The following is a 1,791-nucleotide window of genomic DNA, read 5'->3' on the forward strand; positions in this document are numbered from 1 at the left end:
AGAGGAGAACGGATTGACCAAAACCCCAGAAGCGTTGAGATAGTGTTAACTTGCGGACAGCGCTCCCTTCCCTTGACAGGAACACTGTCCGCTGCTAAGGTTAAGTCCAAAAAACCTTGGGGGAAAGAGCATGAAAATCCCAAAGGTGATGTCCACCCAGCACCCGGATAATGCTTCGCTTCCCTTTTTCGCCGAGACTCCCGACATGTCCGGCGAAGACGAAATTCTCGAGGCGTACTATGCCTTTTCTCATCTCGGCTGCGATGAGCAGATGTGGGACAGCGAAGGGAAAGAGGTTGACGACTTTGTAGTAAAAAAGCTCCTCACAAAGTATCCCCACTTCTTCCGCAAGAAGCGGCTGGGCGAGGAAATCTTTTTGACCCTGCGCCTTCCCAACCCTTCCGTTGAGAAAGAAGAGGCCAAAATCCTCGTCGAGACCCTTGAGAGCATTCCCCGTTCCATGGATGCAGTGCGGCTTTTTGACGGCGAGAACTCGCCACCTCCGATATTCGAAGTCATTCTCCCCATGACCACCTCCGCGGAAGAGCTTAACCGGGTGTACTACCTCTACAGGAACTTCATCTGGGGCAAGCAGTACCAGCCTATTTACCCTGGGTCCATTACCGTTGCCGAGTGGGTGGGAGAGTTCTTGCCCGAGAAAATCAACGTCATTCCCCTTTTTGAGGACATTCCCACGATGCTCCGAGCTGACGAAATCGTAAAGGAGTACCTGAAGGATAAAGAAGAAAACTACCTTCGGGTTTTTCTGGCTCGCTCCGATCCCGCCCTGAACTATGGGATGGTCGCCGCAATTTTAGCCAACAAAATTGCCCTGAAGAGGCTCGAGAGGCTCTCCTATCAGTTAGAAAAGGACATTTACCCTATCCTTGGTGCTGGGTCCCCTCCCTTCAGGGGCAATCTCTCGCCTTCCACGGTTGAATGCGTACTCTCCGAGTACCCCTCGGTGGAGACATTCACCGCACAGTCCGCCTTCAAGTACGATAATCCTGCCGAAGAGGTGATCTCGGCTATAAAGCGAATCAAGGCCTTTGTGCGCCACCCCTTAGAAGATTTCGAGGAAGAATTCGCCCTTGAGGTCATCAGGAAAACCTCCTCTGAGTACCAGAAAACCGTTGAGGAGCTTGCAGAAGTCGTGAACCTCCTCTCAAGGTACGTGCCCAGAAGGCGGATGAGGAAGCTCCACATAGGACTCTTTGGGTACTCCAGGCGCCTCGGAAGGGTTTCCCTCCCCAGAGCCATCGGCTTCTGCGCCGCCTGCTACTCCATGGGGCTTCCCCCGGAAGTACTCGGCCTTGGTGCCCTGTCTTCCGAGGAGCTCGGGGCGCTTCAGGGCATCTACCGGAATCTCCGGCTTGACCTCTCCCTCGCCCTCCGGTACTTCAACCCTAAAGTCTTCGAAATCCTTCCCCAGGAGGTACGGGAGAGCATTCTCAAGGCGCTTGACCTTGCAAACACCTTGAGTCTTGAGGTAGAAGAGGACCCTGCCCATAAAGAGGTGACCACTCGGGTCATCAGGGCCCTTCGGAACCAGAACTATACGGTGCTTCCGGAGCTTGTCGTTGAAGGAGGGCTTTTGCGGAGATTCCTCGGTTAAGACCCGTACCCTCCGGAGACCACGAGGACTTGCCCGGTGACGTAGTCGGCTTCTTCAGCTGCAAAGAAGAGCACTGCCCGGGCAATGTCCTCAGGACGCCCCAATCTTCCCACCGGTATCTGGGCAAGGAGCTCGGGGATCTTCTCCCTGGGAGTGAATCGTAAGGCCCGGTTCCC

The 1,791-nt window shown here is 54.7% G+C and carries 2 protein-coding genes; one reads left to right on the forward strand and one right to left on the reverse strand.

The window, feature by feature from the left end:
- Positions 1–130 precede the first annotated feature (130 nt).
- Entirely contained in the window at positions 131–1,615 is a 1,485-nt protein-coding gene (locus H5U36_10295; GenBank protein ID MBC7218495.1) for a phosphoenolpyruvate carboxylase, read from the forward strand.
- Here H5U36_10295 and H5U36_10300 read toward each other — a convergent pair.
- Positions 1,612–1,791: SDR family oxidoreductase (locus H5U36_10300; protein ID MBC7218496.1), on the reverse strand; the 180-nt coding region annotated here is incomplete at its 5' end. The two genes, H5U36_10295 and H5U36_10300, sit on opposite strands and share 4 nt — an antisense overlap.

Source organism: Candidatus Caldatribacterium sp. (assembly GCA_014359405.1).
Lineage (GTDB): Bacteria > Atribacterota > Atribacteria > Atribacterales > Caldatribacteriaceae > Caldatribacterium > Caldatribacterium oleiphilum.